This window comes from Coleofasciculus sp. D1-CHI-01, from assembly GCF_040218875.1.
Taxonomy (GTDB): domain Bacteria; phylum Cyanobacteriota; class Cyanobacteriia; order Cyanobacteriales; family Coleofasciculaceae; genus Coleofasciculus.
In genome coordinates, this window is sequence record NZ_JAVJQP010000167.1 from 1 (window position 1) to 17659 (window position 17659).

At 46.9% G+C, this 17659-nt stretch carries 16 protein-coding genes; 10 read left to right on the forward strand and 6 right to left on the reverse strand.

Annotated features, from left to right (window positions below):
* Positions 1-166: 166 nt before the first annotated feature.
* From dxr to RIB93_RS29140, 5 genes are all read left to right on the forward strand, one after another.
* A complete protein-coding gene (gene dxr, locus RIB93_RS29120; protein WP_446378261.1) occupies positions 167-1363 on the forward strand; it encodes a 1-deoxy-D-xylulose-5-phosphate reductoisomerase in 1197 nt (398 codons plus the stop codon).
* Between the two features lie 165 nt (positions 1364-1528).
* Entirely contained in the window at positions 1529-2212 is a 684-nt protein-coding gene (locus RIB93_RS29125; RefSeq protein ID WP_044210874.1) for a Crp/Fnr family transcriptional regulator, read from the forward strand.
* Between the two features lie 135 nt (positions 2213-2347).
* Positions 2348-4132, forward strand: coding sequence for a M61 family metallopeptidase (locus RIB93_RS29130; protein ID WP_446378263.1), 1785 nt, complete (start codon positions 2348-2350; stop codon positions 4130-4132).
* A gap of 154 nt (positions 4133-4286) precedes the next feature.
* On the forward strand, positions 4287-5201 hold the full coding sequence (locus tag RIB93_RS29135; RefSeq protein WP_446378265.1) for a branched-chain amino acid transaminase: 915 nt from the start codon (positions 4287-4289) through the stop codon (positions 5199-5201).
* A 417-nt stretch (positions 5202-5618) separates the two neighbouring features.
* The gene (locus RIB93_RS29140) at positions 5619-6158 is read left to right on the forward strand and encodes a hypothetical protein (protein ID WP_446378267.1); all 540 of its coding nucleotides are present in this window, start codon (positions 5619-5621) and stop codon (positions 6156-6158) included.
* Between the two features lie 143 nt (positions 6159-6301).
* On the opposite strand, the gene RIB93_RS29145 is transcribed toward RIB93_RS29140, so the two are convergent.
* From RIB93_RS29145 to RIB93_RS29170, 6 genes are all read right to left on the reverse strand, one after another.
* Positions 6302-6988 carry a TIGR04283 family arsenosugar biosynthesis glycosyltransferase gene (locus RIB93_RS29145; protein ID WP_446378269.1) on the reverse strand — a complete coding sequence of 229 codons (687 nt, stop codon included), beginning with the start codon at positions 6986-6988 and terminating at the stop codon, positions 6302-6304.
* 31 nt (positions 6989-7019) lie between these two features.
* Complete coding sequence (locus RIB93_RS29150; protein WP_446378271.1) at positions 7020-8006, reverse strand: hypothetical protein; 987 nt, start codon at positions 8004-8006, stop codon at positions 7020-7022.
* A gap of 188 nt (positions 8007-8194) precedes the next feature.
* Positions 8195-8803 carry a TIGR04282 family arsenosugar biosynthesis glycosyltransferase gene (locus tag RIB93_RS29155; protein WP_446378273.1) on the reverse strand — a complete coding sequence of 203 codons (609 nt, stop codon included), beginning with the start codon at positions 8801-8803 and terminating at the stop codon, positions 8195-8197.
* A 282-nt stretch (positions 8804-9085) separates the two neighbouring features.
* Positions 9086-9352, reverse strand: a complete 267-nt coding sequence (locus RIB93_RS29160; protein ID WP_446378275.1) for a hypothetical protein — start codon at positions 9350-9352, stop codon at positions 9086-9088.
* Between the two features lie 69 nt (positions 9353-9421).
* Positions 9422-10405, reverse strand: coding sequence for a quinolinate synthase NadA (gene nadA / locus RIB93_RS29165; RefSeq protein ID WP_446378277.1), 984 nt, complete (start codon positions 10403-10405; stop codon positions 9422-9424).
* 110 nt (positions 10406-10515) lie between these two features.
* Positions 10516-11373 (reverse strand): alpha/beta hydrolase, encoded by an 858-nt coding sequence (locus RIB93_RS29170; RefSeq protein WP_446378279.1) that lies wholly within the window; start codon positions 11371-11373, stop codon positions 10516-10518.
* Positions 11374-11437: 64 nt separating this feature from the next.
* On the opposite strand from RIB93_RS29170, the gene gcvH reads away from it, so the two are divergent.
* From gcvH to RIB93_RS29195, 5 genes are all read left to right on the forward strand, one after another.
* Positions 11438-11830 (forward strand): glycine cleavage system protein GcvH, encoded by a 393-nt coding sequence (gene gcvH / locus RIB93_RS29175; protein ID WP_446378281.1) that lies wholly within the window; start codon positions 11438-11440, stop codon positions 11828-11830.
* Positions 11831-11840: 10 nt separating this feature from the next.
* Positions 11841-12011, forward strand: coding sequence for a hypothetical protein (locus RIB93_RS29180; RefSeq protein WP_446378283.1), 171 nt, complete (start codon positions 11841-11843; stop codon positions 12009-12011).
* A 211-nt stretch (positions 12012-12222) separates the two neighbouring features.
* A complete protein-coding gene (gene gcvP, locus RIB93_RS29185) occupies positions 12223-15204 on the forward strand; it encodes an aminomethyl-transferring glycine dehydrogenase (protein WP_446378285.1) in 2982 nt (993 codons plus the stop codon).
* Positions 15205-15791: 587 nt separating this feature from the next.
* Complete coding sequence (locus RIB93_RS29190) at positions 15792-17231, forward strand: GTP-binding protein (protein WP_446378287.1); 1440 nt, start codon at positions 15792-15794, stop codon at positions 17229-17231.
* Between the two features lie 173 nt (positions 17232-17404).
* Positions 17405-17659, forward strand: a 255-nt coding sequence (locus RIB93_RS29195; RefSeq protein ID WP_446378289.1) for a hypothetical protein, incomplete at its 3' end; no start/stop codon positions are given.

Genomic DNA, 17659 nt, shown 5'->3' on the forward strand with positions numbered 1-17659 from the left:
GGTGTTGGGTTTCGTTCCTCAACCCAACCTACAACTGACTGAGTAAGTCTTTGAACCCGTTTTAACGGGTTTAAGCTTTTAGCCGGAACTTTAGTTCCAGGCTGATGAACGATGTGCCAAATAATCCTATAGTAATTAAAGAGCGGCGAATTCTTAAGAAACTGTTGTGAAATCAATTACTCTCCTCGGCTCCACTGGATCGATTGGCACGCAAACCTTAGAGATATTAACTCACCATCCAGACCAATTCCGGTTGGTGGGATTGGCAGCACGTAGCAATGTGGAACTGTTAGCTGCCCAGATTCGGCAGTTTCAACCGGAAATTGTAGCCTTATGTGATGCGGAAAAATTACCTGACCTAAAATCCGCGATCGCAGATCTTGATCCCAAACCGATTCTGGTGGCGGGAGAAGCAGGTGTGGTGGAGGTTGCCCGTTATGGTGATGCTGAAGCGGTAGTCACTGGGATTGTCGGTTGTGCGGGATTGCTGCCCACCATTGCGGCAATTGAAGCCGGAAAAGATATTGCCCTAGCCAACAAGGAAACCCTAATCGCCGGGGGACCCGTTGTCAATCCCCTGATTGCCAAACACGGCGTTAAACTGCTTCCGGCTGACTCGGAACATTCTGCCATTTTCCAATGCCTTCAGGGAGTCCCAGAGGGCGGATTACGGCGAATTATCCTCACCGCATCTGGGGGCGCGTTCCGGGATTGGTCAGTCGATAAGTTAGGGGAGGTAACGGTTGCTGATGCGATTAAACATCCCAACTGGTCGATGGGGCGCAAAATTACCGTCGATTCCGCTACCTTGATGAATAAGGGGCTAGAGGTGATTGAGGCACACTTCCTCTTCGGTATGGACTATGACGATATTGATATTGTCATCCATCCCCAGAGCATTATTCACTCCTTAATCGAATTACAAGATACCTCCGTCTTAGCCCAGTTAGGCTGGCCCGATATGCGCTTACCCCTACTCTATGCCTTATCCTGGCCCCATCGGATCTATACGGACTGGGAACCCTTGGATTTAGTCAAAGCGGGGACATTGACATTTAAAGAACCTGACCATGATAAATATCCCTGTATGCAATTAGCCTACGCCGCAGGGCGGGCTGGGGGTTCAATGCCAGCTGTATTAAACGCCGCCAATGAGCAAGCCGTGGCACTGTTTTTAGAGGAGAAAATCCAATATTTAGACATTGCCAAGTGTATTGAGCAAGCCTGCGATCGCCACAGCCATGATAACTGTCCTGATCCTGGACTAGAAGATATTCTAGCCGCTGATCGCTGGGCAAGGGAGGAAGTACTGCGGATATATCCAACCTTAGAAAAGAGCGATCGCGTGGTTTCCCTGCGATAATAAAAACACTGTTGGTTGGTCAATTAACTTACGGTTAACCCCTCCTACACCCCTACCCCTCTGCACTCCTGCACCCCGGCTCACAGACCACTAACTTATGTTGGGGACTGTTGTTCTGGTGTGGTGTAATGGAATCTTAGATGATCCAACTTTAATAAACCTTTCATGCACACCAAAGCTTTTAGTGAGCTTTTCCCTCTATTTAATACGGCGAACCCCGAGACACTAGAATGGCTATTGTCAGTTGGAGTCGAACATGAGTATCCCACAGGGCGAGCCGTTTTAATGGAAGATGCCTGGGGCAATGCCGTTTACTTTATCATGTCCGGTTGGGTCAAAGTTCGACGCCTGTATGGGGACAAAGCCGTGACGTTGGCAATTTTGGGTCGGGGAGATTTTTTTGGCGAGATGGCAATCTTGGATGAATCTCCCCGTTCTACAGATGTTGTCGCCCTTTCATCGGTCAAATTACTCAGCGTCTCCGCCCAGCGCTTCATTCAAACCCTGTTCAAAGATCCCCAGTTACACCACCGGATGCTACAACTGATGGTCAGACGGCTGCGTCAGACTAATGTTCGCTTTCAACGACGCCATCAACCTGCGGCGATTAAATTAGCCAATACCTTAGTCAACTTAGCAGAGAATTATGGTCAAGTGGGGGAAAAGGGAACCGAAATCTATAACATTCCCTATAAAGACTTAGCTGAGGTTACAGATATCAGTGTGGAAGATACAGCCAAAATCATGAAAAAGCTGGAAAGTAAGGGTTGGACTGATGTTGACCCCCAAGACCAAAAGCTTTGTTTGATTAATCTCAAACAACTAACCCATCTAGCTGGACGGCTTTAGGATAAGCATGGGCAAGATAGGGAAGATGGGGAGGATGAGGAAGATAGGGAAGATGGAGGAGTTTACTCAAAACGCTTCCTGTTCCCTGTTAAGAGTTCCCCGTTCCCTGACGAATGACGACAAATTACAAAAATAATGACTGAAGCAACCACCCTTCGCCCCAATAAACCCCTTTCGACTAAACCCACCTTCCATTATCACGTCGCGATGCCTCAACCTCAATCTCATCTGTTTGAGGTGACGCTACAGGTGAATGGTTGGTCGGAATCGCTGCTAGATTTAAAAATGCCCGTCTGGACTCCGGGTTCTTATCTAGTCCGGGAGTATGCCAAACACCTCCAGGATTTCCGGGTTGAGACTGGAAACCAGCATCAGCCCTTACCCTGGGATAAACGGAGTAAAAATCACTGGCAGGTTCAAACTGGAGACGCTTCAACCATCGTTGTCCGCTACCGCGTCTTTGCCAATGAATTATCAGTACGCACCAATCACCTCGATGCCACTCACGGCTATTTTAATGGGGCGGCGTTATTCCTGTTTGTGCCGGGTTTTGAGCAACAGCCGATTCAGGTGACGATTGTACCCCCTAAATCCGATTGGCAGACAACCACACCCTTACCCGCCGTCGAGGGTACTGAAAATACCTTTGAAGCCGAGGATTTTGACACGTTAGTCGATAGTCCCTTTGAAATTGGCACACAACAGGTTTACGACTTTGAGGTTCTGGGGAAACCGCATCAATTGGCAATTTGGGGACAAGGAAATGCTGATCCCCAACGGATTATTGCCGATACGACGAAAATTATCGAGACAGAAGCTGAGTTATATGGGGGATTACCCTACGAACGGTATTTGTTTTTACTGCATTTATCGTCCACGGGCTTTGGCGGTTTAGAACATAAAACTTCTTGTTCCTTAAATTATCCCCGTTTCGGGTTCCGGGCGAAAGATAAATACAATCGTTTCATGCAATTAGTCGCCCATGAGTTCTTTCACCTGTGGAATGTTAAGCGGATTCGCCCCAAAGTCTTAGAACGGTTTAACTATGAACAAGAAAGCTATACCACATCCCTGTGGTTTTGTGAAGGGACAACCAGTTACTATGATTTAGTCCTCCCCTTACGGGCAAATATTTACGACAGTAAGACGTTTTTAGAGGGATTGGGGAAAGAAATTACCCGGATGAAACTGATTCCAGGGCGTTTGGTGCAACCCCTGAGTGAGTCCAGTTTTGATGCTTGGATTAAGTTATATCGCCGGGATGCCAATAGTGATAATAGTCAGATCTCCTATTATCTCAAAGGAGAAATGGTATCCTTCTTACTGGATTTGCTGGTGCGATCGCGTCATGGCAATCAGCGCTCCCTTGATGATGTGATGCGGCGGATGTGGCAAGAGTTTGGCGTCAAGGAAGTTGGCTTTACGCCTCAACAACTGCGAGAGGTGTTGGAGTCTGTCGCGGGTACTGATTTAAGTGATTTCTTCCAGCGCTACATTGAGGGGACAGAAGAATTGCCCTTTGATGAATATCTTGAACCCTTTGGCTTAAAACTCAAGGCGGCGGAAGATGAGGAATCAAAACCCTATTTAGGGTTAATTGTCAAGACCGAGAATGGGAAAGAGGTGGTCAAATTTGTCAACGCCACCTCTCCTGCGGGGATAGCCGGGGTGGATGCTGGGGATCAATTACTGGCAATAGACGGTTGGCGAGTCAGTGCCGATCAATTATGCGATCGCCTAAAAGATTACCATCCCGGTGACACGATTTGGGTAACCGTGTTCCATCAAGACGAACTTTGTACCTTACCCGTTACCCTAAGCGAATCCCAACCCACCCGCTACCAGGTTGTGCAGATTGAGAATCCCTCGGAGACTCAAAAACAGAATTTAGCGGGGTGGTTGAACACCAAGGAGGATTGATTAGGTATGGGGAGACAGGGAAAGGTGTAGAGACGTAGCATGCTACGTCTCTACCGGGGTTCCTAAATTGATGTGCTAGTCCCTGGCAAAATCACTGACCTGTAGTACAATCGATCACCATACCTTCCAGTAGCCCTGACTGTCTAGTTTGAAAATGCATAAATTTCTGCCAATCGCTTACTTTAAAAAACAATTTCTTCCCTTCGAGGATGCCAAAATTTCCATTGCTACCCATGCGCTGCACTATGGGACAGGCGCTTTTGGTGGATTGCGGGGGATTCCTGACCCCCAAAACCCCGAACAAATTCTCCTGTTTCGTTTAGACCGTCATTGTCAACGATTAAGTGACAGTGCCAAATATTTACACTACGACTTACCCGCTGATAAAATTGAAACTGTAATTGTAGAATTTGTCAAAAAAAATCAAGTTAAAACCTCATTTTATATTCGACCCTTTATTTATACGTCAGATTTGGGAATTGCCCCCAGACTTCATAAAATTGAAAAAGACTTTTTCGTCTACGGATTAGAACTGGGTGATTATTTATCCCCAGAAGGCGTAAGCTGTCGGATTAGTTCCTGGTATCGCCAAGCGGATCACAGTTTACCCTTGAGAGGTAAAATTAGTGGCGCTTATATCACCTCATCTCTGGCAAAAACAGAAGCAGTAGAATCCGGATTTGATGAAGCCTTATTAATGAATGCTCAGGGAAAAATCTGTGAAGCCTCCGGGATGAACATCTTTGTGGTGCGGAATGGTCAACTGATTACGCCGGGATATGACCAAGATATTTTAGAAGGAATCACCAGAGATAGTATCCTGACGCTGGCAAAGGATTTGGGCATTCCCACAATCGAACGCCCTGTAGATAAATCAGAGTTATTTATTGCCGATGAAGCCTTTTTAAGTGGGACGGCAGCTAAAATTACTCCAATTAAACGGGTTGAGAATTATGAATTACCGAAAACCCGACCCATCACAGAGAAACTGAGAGATAAAATTACGGCAATTACGGAAAATCGCGATCCCAATTATCAAGACTGGGTGTATGTCGTTCCTCTAGAATAAAGTAAACGTTCAAGTCGGTTGGGTAGAGCGTAAGCGAAACCCAACAGGTTAACCCGCCTGCGTTGGATTACTCTTTGAGGAAATCCCGCATTGGTTTTTAAGCAAGTATGGCACAGAAAAATGTAAAATTTTAGAACCTTTTGCGGGTTCGGGAACAACAATTATTGAAACTTTATTACAAGGTGCATCAGTTTATTGGCTTGATTATCATCCTCTAAGTCGCCTGATCTGTCGCGTTAAAACCCATGATCAAACTTGACTAAATATAAACATTATTAAATTAAATAATTAAGTTAAATTAAATTTCTTTAAAAATCAATACCATTAACTGAAAAAACAAAAAAATGATTTTAAGGTTAAGCAAACGGACGAATTAAGTTAACTTGATTCGTCTCAACGTCTTTTAGGAGAAAACCGATGATAAATTTTAAATCATTATTAACGACGTTGATGGGCGGGAAGAGTCTCCCCAGAGGATTAGACAACACCGCCTCAGAATCAACCTTTGTTGAAGATGATGATGCAGGACACTTAATTTCGTCCGCTCAAGGTCCAATCATAGTGCCAACAATTAATACAATTGAGGGCAGTTTATTTAATCCGGCAGATATCGATCTCTACCAAATTGAATCTGAACGTCAAGCATTTTTAAAATTTAGAGTTGCTCAAAATCCCTTATTGTCTGTATCATCTTTATCATCTTTGTCTTTGTTCTTATTTGATAAAATGGGCAAAGGACTAGCAGCAGGAAGCGGAGAAGTTGGATTCAATTGTTCTGAAAACGAGACGTTCTACTTAGGTATAAGTGATGGTCTTAATCCGCTTAATAGTGCCGGAGAGGTGCTGTTATCACCAGAGGGAGAGGTAAATACAGGCACTTTGACAGGTTGGCAAGATCCTGGACTTGTAATTCCTATATTTACTCATTATAAAATAGCAATAGAAATCGAGACATAGGCTGTTTATGAACCTGTGATCATTAAAAAATCGACTGTGGTTTAATATTAAGAATTGTCAAAGTCTCGTAGTGCGTTTAGCGAAGCCATGCCGCAGGCTTTGCATCTTGCTCGCTACTACTACCCAATTTAAATGCATGAAGCTTACCCTTTTTCCCTATACCATTGCGCCAGTTTGTCAGGAGAAAGTCCCCCGAAATACCCGATAATAATAAGCTGGTTAATCAGGGTGGTTTTGATGATTCCTAACCGTTCCCAGCGTCGTCCTGATGTCAGGATAGAGGCTGGAACAATCGTAATCCGTCCCTGCGGTTGCAAGCGACGAATGAATTCAAAATCTTCCATAATTGGCAAATTAGGAAAACCTCCGATAGTATGGAAAACAGTCGCTTTTAAAAAGATAGCTTGGTCGCCATAAGGCATCGAAAAAAAACGCGATCGCCAATTCACCAGTCGTTCAATGAGACGCAAGCTAAACTGTTGAGCATCAATGCGTAATTCAAACGCCCCCGCAATGGTTTGGGGTTCTTGTAGCGCTTGGCGGATTAAACGATCAAAGTTTGCTGGTAAACGAGTATCGGCGTGGAGAAATAGGAGAATATCACCCGTCGCTATTGCTGCACCCGCATTCATTTGACAGGCGCGACCGGGTGGGGTAGAAAGAACCTGGACATTTCGCGATCGCGCTACACTGACGGTTTCATCTTGACTCCCCCCATCTACCACAATAACCTCCACATTGTCAGTATCGACAAGTCTCTCTAAGATAGAACCAATCGTATTCGCTTCATTTAAAACAGGAATAATCACTGAAATTGTTTCGGTTTTCATTACATTAGAATTCCTTCCCCAATCCCCATTTTCAATCAATTTCCACCTGAAAGCGAATCAATCCTACATTATTGGGAGCGGTGCTAGAAATATCGCCTAACTCGACAACCACAGCACCATTGGGATTATTGGCTTCAGCACAAGGCGTTGAGACAGGATTGAGAGGCGGAAAAAATGTCCCTGAATCTTGATCTGATGCATTACTTTGGGGTGTCGGTGTCCCATCTTGATTTAACACAATTCCACTCCCTTGCCTAAAACTATCTGAGATAAACGTCGTCCCTTGGGGAATCAGATCACAGACATTCACACTGTTAACCACTGTGCCACCATTTGATAAGAAATAGATCGTGTATTCCACAGTATCGCCACTCTCTAAACGCCTATCGGGACTAATCATCGGAACGCCTAAAAGCCCTCCCCCCGGTAGCTGAGACCAGCCAATCGCGTTATCATCCGGATCAGTGGGATCATCTACAAAAGTATTAAAATTAATTCCATCGATCACTTGTCCATCTCTGTTCACCTGAGTAATCCGCTTCACCAGAAGCAGGTTAGGTTCTCCAGCCAAAAATACCTCAGCACTGTCTCGATCATTCCCAGGATTCGGATCATCTTGATCTAAAGCACTAATCACCGCCGTATTCGTCACGGAACCGGGAATATCCCCAGTGGCGGTAATCTGTAACCTAGCCTCGTTACCATTGGCTAGGTTCCCCACTGACCAAATTCCACTACTGCGATTATATGAGCCTTGAGACGCAGTTGCTGATCTAAAGCTTACCTCAGGGGGTAAGGGTTCCGTCACCGCCACATCAGTCGCCTCATTCGCATCGTTATTGGTCAGAGTAATGGTATACGTTATTTCGTCTCCCACATTTGCCCGATTTTGGCGTGCGATTTTGCTCAAGCCGAGGTCAACCGATTGCAAGGGAATTGTGACACTATCTTGGTCATCCTCACCAGCAACGCTGTTTCCTGGGGTAGAATCGGGGTCAGGTCGATCTGAGGCTATCACTTGCGATCGATTTACGACAGACTTACACCGGGCAAAAGCCCGATAAATTCCTCATAGTCCTATGATTTGGCTCAATTCGCGCTAAACATAACGCGATAGGGGCTAATCTAATCACACTTTGATGGTAAAAAAATCCGCCTCTTGATAGATACCAACTATTCTCTCTAGGCAAAATAATCTGGATGTCCTCACCTGCTCAAATCTTCTGGACGGTCAATGTCATGGAGCATTGGTGCAAACGCGATCGCTAATCCCAAGTTATCCGCAATCTCGACAGTTTGTTGCCTAACTTGCCAGGTTCCCCAATGAATTCCCACAAAAAGTTCAGGAATTAACCGTCGCAAACCAATCAGATAATATCCCCCATCTTGGGCAGGTCCTAATACTAAATCGTGCGTTTTAAGTAGTTTAAATACCTCAGCCATTATTTGAGGGTTTAAATCGGGGCAATCTGTACCAATAATCACCACACCTGTCATTCCCGCCGCAAACGATTTCTCAAATGCCGATGCCATTCGCTCGCCTAAATCTCCCTCACTTTGTTGATGGTAAATCATATCAGCACCTAACCAGGCTTGCATTAATGGTTGATTCCCCCCAGCAAAATGAATTTCTACAGATACAGGATGAAATGCTTGCAGTTTTTTCGCTTTAGCCAGGGTATTTTCTGTCATCTGGCGTTGCAGGTTTGCCGCACCTTCCTCACCTAGGGCGGGAATCATGCGCGTCTTGGTTTTTCCCGGTTCGGGATAGCGGGTGAAAATGATTAGAGATTCTTTTACAGTAGCTGGAGTCATTCGATTAATGGGTAATTAACTTTCTCAGTGACTCAAATCCAATATACCCAGCCATCAAGAAAAATGTAATTGCCACAAACTGGGTGGCTTGTCGCTCAATTTTGGCTTCAGCTTCCGGTGTTAGGTTTTGAGGCTGGCTGAGACGCCAAATTAAAATACATCCTGATAAGGATTCAACAATACTATCGAGTCAAAACCCAATTAATACAATACTGTTATTGATTGCGCCCAAAAGAATAGAAACCACGGCTTAAAGAATATTATAGCCAACGGTAAAATATTCTAAATAAAGTGCGATCGCGCCGGAAAATCCAGTGGATTTTTTGTCCGGTTTTCGGTTAATATATCAATCGGATATCGCGGCATAAAATCCCATGTAGGGGCGGGTTTAGGACTAAAATTAACCGAGAAACTAATAACGTTTCTACAAAACCCGCCCTTTCCCATCCTGTCACTGATGCAGCAACCCATAGTAGGGGCGGGTTTAGGACTAAAATTAACCGAGAAACCAATAATGTTTCTACAAAACCCGCCCTTCTCCACCTTCATGAAGAGTCCCCTAAAGGTAGCGCCTGTGCCTGAAATAAAGCGTAAGTCCTGCCCTAATTTTTGCTGGACTTAAACCTTAACCTTAGCACTCATGTCCAACATACGCTGAATCGGTTGTAACGCCGCAATCCGAATGTGTTCGGGTAAGGTAATTTCGGGCTGACGCTGCTTCATCGCTAGATAAAGTTTTTCCAGCGTATTTAACCGCATGTAGGGACATTCATTACAGTTACAATTATTCGTTGCAGGCGCTGGAATGAAGTGCTTATCTGGCATTCGCTTTTGCATTTGGTGAATAATTCCCGGTTCTGTCGCCACAATAAATTTGGAACGGGGACTGGTTTGCGAATACTTCAACAGCGCAGTTGTTGAGCCAATATAGCTGGCGTGACGTAATACCGGAGGTTCGCATTCGGGATGGGCAATAACCTCGGCGTCGGGGTGTTCAATCTGGAGCTGGACAATTCTTTTTTCCGAGAAGGTTTCGTGAACAATACAACTCCCTTGCCACAGGAGCAAATCCCGACCCGTCTGCTGCATTACATAGCGTCCTAAATTCCGATCGGGGGCAAAAATAATCGGTTGATCAGGGGGAATTTGCTGGACAATTTCGACGGCGTTGGAACTGGTGCAAATAATATCGCTCATCGCCTTAATTTCGGCGGAGCAATTGATGTAAGAGATGACCAAATGGTCAGGGTGTTCTGCCTTAAACTGGGCAAATGCATCCGGGGGACAACTATCAGCCAGAGAGCAACCTGCCTCTAAATCGGGTAGAAGAACAAGTTTGTTGGGATTAAGGATTTTGGCAGTTTCTGCCATGAAATGAACACCCGCAAAGACAATAACATCTGCATCTGTATCAGCAGCTTGGCGGGAAAGTCCTAAAGAATCGCCAATATAATCGGCAATATCTTGAATATCGGGGTCTTGGTAGTAGTGGGCGAGAATAACGGCGTTGAGTTCCTGCTTGAGGGTGTCAATGGCGTCAAATAGGTCATCAGGGATTGACCCAAAGGGTTGTTTCGTTTGAGGCAGTACGGTTGTAAACAATGTTGTAAATTACCCGGAATATATACCTTCCAAATTAATTATAGTGAATTTTACCAAAAATAGCAGGGGTGATGTCATTCTTTCTTGACTAATTGGTTATTTGTCCTTGATCATTGGTCATTTGTCCTTGGTTCGGCGTCAGGTAATTGGGTTTTGGCGACTAATTGGGCAAACCCATGTAACGCTTCCCCATATTGCTCTCCAGCCACCCAGAACAGATCATTATGACCGGCACCCTCCACCCAGAAGAAGTGTTTCGGTTTAGGGGCGGCGGCAAATAGGCGTTGTCCGTGGGAGAGGGGGATCGTTTGATCAGCAGTACCATGGATGACTAAGACGGGACAGTTTACCTGGGTGATCTTGTCCAGGTTGGGAAATTTGTCAAAGGGCAAAATCGGGATGGGTAGCACGACGCGAAAGGCTGAGGTGAACGAACTTTCGAGAATTAAACCTGCCAAAGGGTGACGGGCGGCTAAATCTACGGCTGAACCACCGCCGACGGAACGTCCATAAGCGATAATCTGTTTGGGTGGGACTCCCAGTTGCTCTTTTAAATAGGTAAAGGCGGTGTCACTATCACGATAGGCATTCTGTTCAGAGGGACTTCCCTGACTCGTGCCATAGCCGCGATAATCGTAGGCAAAGACGCTAAAGCCGAGACTGTGTAGATGGTGCAACAGGGGCTGAATCTCGCCTAAGTCTTCGGCATTCCCGTGAATGTAGAGGCTCGTATAGGTCGCTGTCGGATTGGGCAAGTAAACGGCGGAAATCTGGAGATCATCAGCCGTCGTCACTTTAAGAATGTCAGGGGTGTCTGGGTAGCTGGAGGGGCGCGGTAGGAAAATCATCCGATCTGCCATGAAGTAGACGTATACAGCAAAGAAGACGTAAATGAAAATTAGCGATCGCACCAGTCGTTTCCAGCTAAACTCACCTAAGAGCCGTCGTTTGAGAGTTTCTTTATCCATAGCGTCTTAGTATGACGTAATTGGAGGTTGTACACTTAGCTTTGCTGCAAATTGAGGACATGAAATGGCTTTAGAGTATCCTGAAGACTTAAAGTATCTAGACAGCCACGAGTATGTACGACTCGATGGGGAAATTGCCACGATTGGGATTAGTGCCTTTGCCATCGATCAGTTAGGTGATATTGTGTTCATCGAACTGCCTGATGTGAATAGTGCTTTGGCAAAAGGGGAAACCTTTGGCACGATTGAATCGGTGAAAGCCGTTGAGGATATGTATGCGCCAGTTACGGGAACGGTGATTGAACGCAACGATGCTGTCGTGGAATCGCCCGAACAGATTGCTGAAGATCCTTACGGTGAAGGGTGGTTTCTGAAAGTGCGAGTCAATGATGCCGATGAATTAGAAGATACCTTATCGGCGGCTGAATATCAGGCTCAAGTTGAGGGCGAGGAGTAAGCAGAGGGAGTTGGGGAAGCTGGGGAAGCTGGGGAAGATGGGGAAGCTGGGGGAGCTGGGGGAGATGGGGAAGATGGGGAAGCTGGGGAAGCTGGGGAAGCTGGGGGAACTGGGGGAGCTGGGGGAGCTGGAGAAGCTGGGGAAGATGGGGAAGATGGGAGAGATAAGCGAGATTATGTAGGGGCGGGTTTCACTACTATCTTTTCGGTTACACCCAGATGTAACTAAACCCGCCCCGACTGTACGAATGACGTAGCTTGCTTCTCAAGGGAAGCGAGTATGACCAATGACCAATGACAGCACGATTGTGAATGGTTTGTTAAAAAATAATAAGGAGTCGCGCTGACTCTAGCGGCTTGATGCACCAAAATCTTTGAATGAATCGGTTTGATATGGCTAACTCAAATGTCTCCGTTAATCCAGACACAACCCTCAATGGCTTCTCTAGTGATTCTCAGCCCAGTCTTTCTGCGGCGGCGGCTCATCTCATATCAACCGATTCTTTTACTAAACGGCATATTGGTGTCAATGCTGAAGATGTAGGGAAAATGCTGGATGTTTTGGGTTACTCCAGCCTGGATGAACTGATTGATGTCGCGGTTCCCTCAACCATTCGGCTGAATCATCCCCTCAACTTACCCTCCGCCCAAAGTGAAAAAGCTGCCCTTGCCCACCTTCAGGACATTGCCTCAAAAAACCGGGTGTTTCGCTCGTTCATTGGTATGGGGTATCACGACTGTATCACCCCACCCGTGATCCAGCGGAATATTCTGGAAAATCCGGGTTGGTATACCGCCTACACTCCCTATCAAGCTGAAATTGCTCAAGGGCGTCTGGAGGCGTTGCTAAACTTTCAAACCCTAATTATTGATTTAACGGGTTTGGATATCGCTAATTCGTCGTTACTGGATGAGGGAACAGCATCGGCGGAAGCGATGAGTATGAGTTATGGCTTGTGTAAAACCAAAGCCAATGCCTTCTTTGTCTCCCAGGATTGCCATCCACAAACAATTCAGGTGGTGCAAACGCGGGCGAAACCGTTGGGAATTGAGATTATTGTTGGGGATCATCAGACGTTTGACGTTGAGTCGCCGATTTTTGGGGCATTACTGCAATATCCGGCGACTGATGGCACGATTTACGATTATCGGGAGTTTGTAACGAAGGTGCATGATGCGGGGGGTTTAGTCACGGTGGCGGCTGATCCCTTGAGTCTTACCCTGCTGACACCGCCGGGTGAATTCGGTGCAGATATTGCCGTGGGAACGACGCAACGCTTGGGTGTTCCCCTGGGATATGGTGGACCTCATGCGGCATATTTTGCTACCCGTGAGGCGTATAAACGGCAGGTTCCGGGGCGAATTGTGGGGGTGTCTAAAGATGCCCAAGGTAAACCCGCTTTGCGCCTTGCCTTGCAAACTCGGGAACAGCATATCCGGCGGGATAAAGCCACGAGTAATATTTGTACAGCCCAAGTCTTGCTGGCGGTGATTGCCAGTATGTACGCGGTTTATCATGGACCAGAGGGACTTAAGCAAATTGCTCAGCGGGTGCATCGGTTAACGGTGATATTGGCAGCCGGGTTGGAACGTTTGGGTTATAACATTAGCTCACAACCCTTCTTTGATACGGTGCGGGTGGAATTAGATAGCCAGGAAATCGGCGATATTCTCAAGGCGGCGCAAGCCAGGGGGATGAATCTGCGGGTGTTGGATGAAAGTGCGATCGCGATTACTCTGGATGAAGTGACAACGTTCCCAGATGTGGTGACTCTCCTGGATATTTTTGGATCAGTTGGCGTTGAAGGCATTGATTCGCTACCGTTTCCCGTGGATTCCCTGCTAAAACGAGAGATTAAGGGGTTTGAACCGCCTTTTGCCCGCACCAGTGCCTATCTTACTGAGTCGGTTTTTCACCGTTATCATTCAGAAAGCGAGTTATTGCGTTATCTTCATCGTCTCCAAGCCAAGGATTTATCCCTCACCACCTCAATGATTCCCTTGGGTTCCTGTACGATGAAACTCAATGGCACCGCCGAAATGATGCCAATTACCTGGGCGGAATTTAGCCAGATTCATCCCTTCGCCCCCTTATCTCAAACCCAGGGCTATCAGATTTTATTCCAGCAGCTTGAGGCATGGTTAGCAGAAATTACCGGGTTTGCTGGGATTTCCTTACAACCGAATGCGGGGGCGCAAGGGGAATATGCGGGATTGCTGGTGATTCGCCAGTATCATGAACATCGGGATGAGGGACATCGCCAGATTTGTTTGATTCCCCAATCCGCCCACGGGACTAATCCGGCGAGTGCGGTTATGGCAGGATTAAAGGTGGTTGCTGTTACCTGTGATCACCAAGGAAATATCGATTTAGCGGATTTGAAGGCAAAGGCAGAAAAGCACAGCCAGAATTTAGCCGCGTTGATGGTGACATATCCGTCTACCCATGGCGTTTTTGAGGAAGACATTCGCGAAATTTGCGATACGATTCACGCTCATGGTGGACAGGTGTATCTGGATGGGGCGAATATGAATGCCCAAGTGGGATTATGTCGTCCTGGGGATTATGGGGCGGATGTTTGCCATTTAAATTTACACAAAACTTTTTGTATTCCTCACGGAGGTGGGGGTCCGGGGATGGGACCGATTGGGGTACAGTCGCATTTAGTGCCGTTTTTGCCGGATGTGTCGTTTGTGAAAGGTTATGGCTCACTAACCAATAACGACTCCGTTGGCGTTGTGGCGTCAGCCCCTTGGGGAAGTGCCAGTATTTTACCGATTTCCTGGATGTATATCGCGCTAATGGGGGCAGATGGGTTAACGGAAGCGACAAAGGTGGCGATTCTGAATGCGAATTATATTGCCCATCGCTTAGCGCCTTATTATCCGATTTTGTATCAGGGGAAATCGGGTTTGGTGGCGCATGAATGTATTTTAGATTTGCGGGGTTTGAAAAAGTCTGCTGGGGTAGAGGTGGATGATATTGCCAAGCGGTTAATGGATTATGGGTTCCATGCACCCACTGTTTCGTGGCCCGTTGCGGGAACCATGATGGTGGAACCCACCGAAAGTGAGTCGAAGGAGGAGTTGGATCGATTCTGTGAGGCGATGATTGGGATTCGCCACGAGGTTAAGGCGATTGAATCTGGGGAGGTTGATCAGGAGAATAATCTGCTGAAAAATGCCCCCCATACGGCAGAGGTGTTAATTTCTGGGGAATGGAATCGCCCCTATTCTCGCGAACAAGCGGCTTATCCTGCACCCTGGACAAGGGAACACAAGTTCTGGACAGCGGTAGGGCGGATTAACAATGCTTTTGGCGATCGCAATTTGGTTTGTTCTTGTGTGGGTATGGAAGCATATAGCCAGGATTAATTGGGGCTTCCCTAGAAGGGCGGGTTTAGTCAAGTTATCAGTTTGGTGCAAAATGTTATCTGTCAAACCCGCCCCTACACCCAGACGCGCCATGGCACGTCTCTACATTGCTTCCCCAGCTTCCCCTGCTCCCCCAGCTCCCTACCCCCACCCCAAAACTTATGCAGCAGCCCCTATCTATTACAGCAAGCGACGCTAGGATCAAAGTAAGCTCAAACCTAGCGCTGGAGGTGTCAACGACCCGTCGCTAAAAGCGAGGGCTCCTTATAGCCCAAGTTGACCAGCCTAAGTGCTACGCGCACTACGTTAACGGCAAGTGTTAAAAATCCTACCTTGGGATGCGTGCCAGTTCCAAGCTCTAGAACCAAGTGGTTAAACAGGTCTAAAGGGTTAAGCCAGTACTGCTTGGAAAGTACCGACCGTTAACATTGGCGAGGCAAACTTTACCCCGAAAGGGAGTTGGGGCAACCATACCCCAAGGGGGGAGCAACCATACTCCCCCACCAATTTTGTCCAAGGAAAGTAGTACATCCTGCCCTGCTTTCCTCCCATCGCTAAAAGCGAGGGTCTCCAGCAGGTTTTTTAAGATGATTTTGACTAACAATTCTCCCGGTTCAAACCAAGACTGGGATTGGGCAATGTGGAGTGTTGACGCGGTTCAGGGGGAACTTCACTACAAACGCGCCCAAGACTCTTTGCGTGAGTTAGTCAGCAATCTTGACTTAACCTGCCAAGAACAAGCGGGGTTAGAATCGGAAATTGAGGATTTAGCCAATCTCTTGGACAAGCTAGAACACAGTTGTGTGCAACTCGCGGCTTTTGGTATGGTTGGACGGGGTAAATCCTCGGTACTGAATGCGTTATTAGGACAACCTGTGTTTGAAACCGGGGCGTTGCATGGGGTGACTCGGAATGCTCAAACGGCGAATTGGCAGTTAAGTCAGGAAACCTTGGCAAACACGGATCAGGAAATCCTGCGCGTGGCTTTGCCGAGTATTGGGGAGTCCCAAATTCAGTTTATTGATACGCCAGGGATTGATGAAGTCCATGGGGAAACCCGCGAGGCGTTAGCGGTAACGGTTGCCAGACAAGCGGATCTGATTCTATTTATTATCGCCGGGGATATCACCAAGGTCGAATATGAAGCCCTGTCTCTATTACGAGATAGTGGGAAGCCAATGCTATTGGTGTTTAATAAAATAGACCAATATCCCGAAGCCGATCGCGAGGCGATTTATCGTAAAATACGCGATGAACGGGTGAAACAGTTGTTGTCTCCGGCTGAAATTGTTCGGGTGGCGGCTGCACCGTTAGAAGCAGTAGCTGTGCGTCGTGCTGATGGGAGTCGGGCGATTCAACGGCGTCTGGGAACTCCCCAGATAGAAGAATTAAAGCTAAAAATATTGGAAATTTTGCACCGGGAAGGTAAATCCTTAGTCGCCCTAAATTCGATGATGTACGCGGGTGAGGTGAATGAACAACTGGTGCAACGGAAAATGGCGATTCGGGACGAAAGTGCCAATCAGGTGATCTGGAAAGCGGTGATGACCAAAGCCGTCGCGATCGCACTCAATCCAGTTACGGTTCTGGATCTACTCACGGCAACGGTTGTAGACGTGGTGATGATTCTAGCATTATCTCGCCTCTACGGTATCTCCATGACCCAGCAAGGTGCGGTGGGATTGCTTCAGAAAATTGCTCTGAGTATGGGCGGAATTGGTGCCAGCGAAGTTTTAGCTACATTGGGATTGAGTAGTATTAAGGGATTGTTAGGGCTTTCTGCACCTGCAACGGGAGGAGTTACCTTAGCACCTTATCTGTCTGTCGCCATGACTCAGGCGGGTGTCGCGGGGGTTTCTACTTATGCAATTGGACAAGTGACGAAAGTTTATTTAGCCAATGGTGCGTCTTGGGGAGAAGATGCTCCGAAAACTGTCGTCAGTCGCATTCTGGAATCATTAGATGAAACGTCAATTCTCAATCGGATTAAAGGAGAATTGGCAGCGAAATTAGGAAGTACGTCTTAATCTCAACCCCTCACCCCCAGCCCCTCTCCCCCGGTGGGAGAAGGGTTGGGGGTGAGGGGGCTGTAGCTTAAGTTGACACCCATGGGCATTGCTGTACCTTTATTTTTTTGGCTACCATACATGACATAAGACGTAGCTGGCTTCTCAAGGGTAGCGAGTATGACATAAGACCAATGACCATTATTACCATTCGCGAACAGGACTCAACCAATAGCGGATTTACCGCGACTCTTAGTTTTGATCGGCGGGTGAATTATCCGATCGCAATTACTGACCCTTTCACCCCGAAACAAGAAGAGAATCTGGAATGGTATTTTGAGGAATGGTTGGTGTTTCCCCAAACTGATACCGTGAAGGCGGAACAGGCGAAGGAATCGGTTAAGGGTTACGGGGAACAATTATTTGAGCAGGTATTTAGAACTAATATT

Coding starts and splice junctions, on each gene's coding strand:
- RIB93_RS29125 (WP_044210874.1), top strand. CDS start 1,529: ATGCACACCAAAGCTTTTAGTGAGCTTTTCCCTCTATTTAATACGGCG.
- RIB93_RS29130 (WP_446378263.1), top strand. CDS start 2,348: ATGACTGAAGCAACCACCCTTCGCCCCAATAAACCCCTTTCGACTAAA.
- RIB93_RS29135 (WP_446378265.1), top strand. CDS start 4,287: ATGCATAAATTTCTGCCAATCGCTTACTTTAAAAAACAATTTCTTCCC.
- RIB93_RS29140 (WP_446378267.1), top strand. CDS start 5,619: ATGATAAATTTTAAATCATTATTAACGACGTTGATGGGCGGGAAGAGT.
- RIB93_RS29145 (WP_446378269.1), bottom strand. CDS start 6,988: ATGAAAACCGAAACAATTTCAGTGATTATTCCTGTTTTAAATGAAGCG.
- RIB93_RS29155 (WP_446378273.1), bottom strand. CDS start 8,803: ATGACTCCAGCTACTGTAAAAGAATCTCTAATCATTTTCACCCGCTAT.
- RIB93_RS29160 (WP_446378275.1), bottom strand. CDS start 9,352: ATGAAGGTGGAGAAGGGCGGGTTTTGTAGAAACATTATTGGTTTCTCG.
- RIB93_RS29170 (WP_446378279.1), bottom strand. CDS start 11,373: ATGGATAAAGAAACTCTCAAACGACGGCTCTTAGGTGAGTTTAGCTGG.
- gcvH (WP_446378281.1), top strand. CDS start 11,438: ATGGCTTTAGAGTATCCTGAAGACTTAAAGTATCTAGACAGCCACGAG.
- gcvP (WP_446378285.1), top strand. CDS start 12,223: ATGGCTAACTCAAATGTCTCCGTTAATCCAGACACAACCCTCAATGGC.
- RIB93_RS29190 (WP_446378287.1), top strand. CDS start 15,792: ATGATTTTGACTAACAATTCTCCCGGTTCAAACCAAGACTGGGATTGG.